Genomic DNA, 4,355 nt, shown 5'->3' on the forward strand with positions numbered 1-4,355 from the left:
CGCCAGCGGTCGATGAAGTACAGGCGGCTGGCGCCGACGCCATGGATGGCCGGGATGTTGAGCTCCATCACCGCCACCTGGGTGGGTACGCCCCAGGCGCCCTTGTCCAGCGCGCGGCGGTAGGCGGCCGCAGCATCCTGCACGCGCAGCGCGACGGCGGTGATCACCGGCGTCTCGCCGGGCTGAACGCTGCGCGGCAGGCTGCTGAGATGGGCGTTGATGACCACGTTCATCGCGCCCTGGCGGTACAGCAGCACCTCGCGCGAGCGATGCCGCGCCACCGGGCGGAAGCCCAGGCGTTCCAGCACCTGGCCCAGGGCCTGCGGGCGCGTGGTGGCGTATTCGATGAACTCGATGCCTTCGAGGCCCAGCGGGTTGGGCAGCTCGCCAATGGCTTCGCGATCAGGTGCGAGGGGGGTTGTCGTCACGACAGGGGCTCCTGGTTTCAGACGGTCTGCGCCGCCGCTTCACGCGCCGCCACCAAACGCCGGAAGTGCGCGGCCACGCGCTCCGGGTCGGCCTGCCGGCCAGTGAACAGTTCGAAAGCGCCGATGGCCTGGCCCACCGCCATGCCGCCACCGTCGGCCACCGGACAACCGGCCGCGCGCGCGGCCTTCAGCAGCGCAGTCTCAAGCGGGAAATACACCACCTCGGCGACCCACAGGCCCGGGTGGAGCAGCGCGGCATCCAGCGGCAGGCCGGGCAGCTTGGACATGCCGGTGGGTGTGGCATGGATCAGCCCGCTGGCGCCCTGCAGCGCGGCGGCCACGTCGGCCTGGGCCATCACGCGGCCCGCACCATGCAGCGCGTTGAGGCTGTGCGCCAAGGCCTGCGCGCGCGGCAGTTCTCGGTCGACCAGCACCAGTTGCTGCGCGCCCAGCTGCAGCACCGCATGGGCAATTGCCGAGCCGGCGCCGCCGGTGCCCAGCAGCACCACGCGGGACAACTCGGCCTGCGGCAGGGCGCGGCGGAAGGCCCAGGCCCAGCCGGAGCCGTCGGTGTTGTGGCCGATCAGCCGGCCGTCGCGCTGGACGACGGTGTTCACCGCGCCCATCGCACGCGCTTCGTCGGACAAATCATCCAGCAGCGGCAGCACCGCCTGCTTGCACGGGAAGGTGATGTTCAGGCCGGCAAAACCGATGGTGCGCGCGGCGGCCAACAGGCCCGGCAGCGCTTCGATGCCCTCGCCGGTGCGGTCGAGGTCGATCAGCTGGTAGTGCAGGTCCAGGCCGTGGTGACGGGCCTCTTCCTCGTGCATCGCCGGGGACAGCGACTGCGAGATGCCGGCGCCGATCAACCCGATCAACGGCTTTTGTGGATCCATGGTCGATTGCCTGCTCGTTGTCAGTGGCCAGTCATCACTTGCGCAGCTTGGCCAGCTCGCCCTGCAGCTCGGCCACGGTGGCGGCAATGGCGGCGCCATGCTTGTCGATCACCGGCTTCATCTTGTCGCGCAGCTTGGTCATCTCGGCTGCCGGCAATTCATTCACCTGCATGCCGGCCTTCTTCAGCTGGTCGATGGTGCCGGCGGCGGCGTCGCGCGAGGTCTGGCGCTGGAAGCGGCTGGCTTCAACGGCAGCGTCCTGCAGGATCTTCTTCTCCGGTGCGCCCAGGGTGTCCCAGACCTTCTTGCTGAAGATCATCGACTGCGGGTTGTACTGGTGGTTGGTCAAGGTCAGGTACTTCTGCACCTCGGCGAACTTGTTGGCCAGGATCACGCTGACCGGGTTCTCCTGCCCGTCCACGGCCTTCTGCTCCAGCGCGGCATACAGCTCTGGGAAAGCCAGCGGCGTCGGGTTGGCATCCAGCGCCTTGACCCAGTCGATGTTGATGGCGTTCGGGATCACGCGCAGCTTCAGGCCGGCGATGTCCTCGACCTTGGCGACCGGCCGCTTGCTGTTGGTCAGGCTGCGGAAGCCCAGTTCCCAGTAGGCCAGACCAACGATGCCCTTGTCGGCCAGCTTGGCGTGCAGCTTCTGGCCCAGCGGGCCGTCGACCACTGCGTCGGCCTCCTGGGCGTTGGCGAACATGAACGGGAAGTCGTAGACCTCGAAGTCCTTGACCTGCGAGGCCAGGATGCCGGAGTTCAGCACCACGATCTCGATCGTGCCGCCCTGCAGCGCGCTGACGCTGGCCGCGTCGCTGCCCAGCGTGCCGCCGGGGAACAGGTTGACCTTGAGCTTGCCGCCGGATTTGGCCGCGACGATCTCGGCGAACTTCTCGGCGCCGGTGGCCAGCGGGTGGCCCTTGGGGTTCTGCAGCGCCAGCTTGAAGGCGCGTTCCTTGATGTCCTGGGCCTGGGTGGCAAAGGACGCGGCCATCAGGCTCAGTGCCAGCACAGCGGCGCGGCGGGTGAAGAGATTCATGCTCAGTCTCCTGTTTCGGTTGGTCAGTGGGAAGGGGTCACGGGCGGGGCATGGCCGACGCTGTCCAGCGCGGGCCGCGGATCCGGCTCCGCCGGTCCGCCGGCGCGGCCCCCTTGAGGGGGAAGCGCCGAAGGCGCTACGGGGGTGGGGGAATTCATCCGGTGAACCAGCGCATCGGCACCGTCACCAGCGGCGGGAACAGCACCATCAGGAACAGCACCGCGAACTCGGCCAGCATGAAGGGCAGCACGCCGCGCGTGACCTCGTCCATCTTCATGCGGCCGACACCGGCCACGGTGTTCAGCACCGTGCCCACCGGCGGGGTGATCAGGCCGATCGAGTTGTTGATGATGAACAGCACGCCGAAGTACACCGGGTCGATGCCGGCCTGCTTGATCACCGGCATCAGCACCGGCGTGAGGATCAGGATGGTCGGTGTCATGTCCATCGCAGTGCCCACCGCCATGCACAGCAGCATGATCGCGATCAGCAGCAGCGTCGGGCTGCCCATGAAGGGCTGCAGCAGCGCGATCATCTTGCTGGGCAGGTCGGCCACCGTGATCAGCCAGGCCGAGACCATCGCCGCGGCGACCAGGAACATGATGATCGCGGTGGTCTTGGCCGCGGTGACGAAGATGGCATACAGCTGCCGCAGGTTCAGCTCGCGATAGACCACCGTGGCGACGAAGAAGGCATACACCGCCGCGACCACCGCCGCTTCGGTCGGCGTGAAGACACCGAAGCGCAGGCCGACGAGGATGATCACCGGCAGCAGCAGCGCCCAGGTGGCCTCGCGCATCGCCACCAGCACCTCCTGGCGCGACTTGCGCGCCGGCGGCACGATCTGCTCCTTGCGCACCAGGATCATCCAGGTCAGCCACAGCGCCGCGCCGATCAGCAGGCCGGGCACGATGCCGGCGAGGAACAGCTTGGAGATCGAGACGTTGGCCGCGACGCCGAAGATCACGAAGCCGATGCTGGGCGGGATCACCGGGCCGATGACGCCGCAGGCGGCGATCAGCCCGCCGGAGCGCGCCTTGTCATGGCCGGCCTTGGTCATCATCGGCAACAGCAGCGCGGTGAGCGCCGCCGCATCGGCCACCGCCGAGCCCGACAAGGCCGACAGCAAGCAGGCCGCGACGATGGCCACATAACCCAGCCCGCCCTTGATGTGGCCGACCAGCGCCAGCGCGAAGTTGACGATGCGCTGCGACAGCCCGCCGACGTTCATGATCTCGCCGGCGAGCATGAAGAACGGCACGGCCAGCAGCGGGAAGCTGTCGGCGCCGTTGATGACGTTCTGCGCCAGGATCTGCGCGTCGAACAGGTCCAGGTGCCACATCAGCGCAGCACCGGTGGCCAGCAGCGCATAGGCGATCGGGATGCCCAGCGCCATCGCGGCGAGCAAGGAGCCGAGGAAGATGAACACGGTCATGATCAGCGGCTCCGGGTGGGGCTGGGGGCGGGAGCAGCGTCGCGGGCCAGTTCGGCCTGCAGCGCTTCGAGTTCGGCGGCCTCCTCCGACTCCTTGACCATCACCAGTTCGCTGTCGGCCAGCTGGCCCGACAGCGCGCGCCAGGTCTCGCGCAGCAGCAGCACGCCGGCCGACACCGCGAAGACCACGCCGGCGCCATAGAACCAGGCGACCGAGGCCCCGGTGACCGGCGCCTCCACGTCCCAGTTGATGCGCGCCTGCTCGAACGCACCGCGCAGCAGCAGCCAGGTCAGGAACAGCATCAGCAGCTGGCCCAGCACCAGGCAGATCTTCTTGCCCAGCACCGGCAGCCGCGACACCAGCATGTCCGAGCCCAGGTGGCCGTGCTCCTTCAGGGCGACCACGGCGCCCAGGAAGGTGAGCCAGACGAAGGCCCAGCGCGACATCTCGTCCGACATCGCAATGCCCGAGTTGAAGCCGTAGCGCAGCACCACGTTGCCGAACACCAGCAGCACCATCAGCGCCAGCAGCAGCGCCATCAGCAGCTCCAGCAC

4 protein-coding genes and 1 pseudogene are annotated in these 4,355 nt (G+C 68.4%); all 5 read right to left on the minus strand.

The features are described from left to right. A pseudogene (locus tag VLK61_RS31280) lies at positions 1-428 on the minus strand (4-hydroxyphenylpyruvate dioxygenase); the annotation flags it as partial. A 17-nt stretch (positions 429-445) separates the two neighbouring features. Beyond that, on the minus strand, positions 446-1,324 hold the full coding sequence (locus tag VLK61_RS31285; RefSeq protein WP_325427509.1) for a shikimate dehydrogenase: 879 nt from the start codon (positions 1,322-1,324) through the stop codon (positions 446-448). A 34-nt stretch (positions 1,325-1,358) separates the two neighbouring features. Beyond that, positions 1,359-2,366, minus strand: coding sequence for a TRAP transporter substrate-binding protein (locus tag VLK61_RS31290; protein ID WP_325427511.1), 1,008 nt, complete (start codon positions 2,364-2,366; stop codon positions 1,359-1,361). A 154-nt stretch (positions 2,367-2,520) separates the two neighbouring features. Beyond that, the gene (locus tag VLK61_RS31295; RefSeq protein WP_325427513.1) at positions 2,521-3,801 is read right to left on the minus strand and encodes a TRAP transporter large permease subunit; all 1,281 of its coding nucleotides are present in this window, start codon (positions 3,799-3,801) and stop codon (positions 2,521-2,523) included. Between the two features lie 2 nt (positions 3,802-3,803). Continuing rightward, positions 3,804-4,355, minus strand: a 552-nt coding sequence (locus tag VLK61_RS31300; RefSeq protein ID WP_325427515.1) for a TRAP transporter small permease, incomplete at its 5' end; no start/stop codon positions are given.

Source organism: Aquabacterium sp. (assembly GCF_035476535.1).
Classification (GTDB): Bacteria; Pseudomonadota; Gammaproteobacteria; order Burkholderiales; family Burkholderiaceae_C; genus Pseudaquabacterium.

Bases quoted from the DNA above. Each gene is read 5' to 3' on its own strand.
- VLK61_RS31285 (WP_325427509.1), bottom strand. From the start codon at position 1,324: ATGGATCCACAAAAGCCGTTGATCGGGTTGATCGGCGCCGGCATCTCG.
- VLK61_RS31290 (WP_325427511.1), bottom strand. From the start codon at position 2,366: ATGAATCTCTTCACCCGCCGCGCCGCTGTGCTGGCACTGAGCCTGATG.
- VLK61_RS31295 (WP_325427513.1), bottom strand. From the start codon at position 3,801: ATGACCGTGTTCATCTTCCTCGGCTCCTTGCTCGCCGCGATGGCGCTG.